Here is a 229-nt window from a genome sequence, read left to right as displayed (position 1 = left end):
ATGCGCAACAAGCGTACCGACCGTTACGGCGGATCGCTGGAAAACCGCGCCCGTTTGCTGTATGAGGTGCTGGACGCCATCAAGGCAAGCTGCGGCCGGGATTTCCCGGTGATTCTGCGCATCAGCGGCAGCGAGCGGGACCCCCAGGGCAATACGGTGGAGGATATCCGCTATCTGGTGCCCAACCTGATCGCCCACGGTGTGGATGCCTTCGAAATCAGCGGCGGTA

The 229-nt window shown here is 62.0% G+C and carries 1 pseudogene; it reads left to right on the top strand.

From position 1 onward, the window contains the following. Positions 1–229, top strand: a pseudogene (locus tag H6B10_RS16570) (FAD-dependent oxidoreductase); the annotation flags it as partial.

It is taken from the genome of Gemmiger formicilis (genome assembly GCF_016901605.1).
GTDB classification, from domain to species: domain Bacteria; phylum Bacillota; class Clostridia; order Oscillospirales; family Ruminococcaceae; genus Gemmiger; species Gemmiger formicilis_B.
The sequence above is the reverse complement of the archived record's forward strand: the minus strand, read 5'-3'. Positions and strand labels throughout refer to the sequence as shown.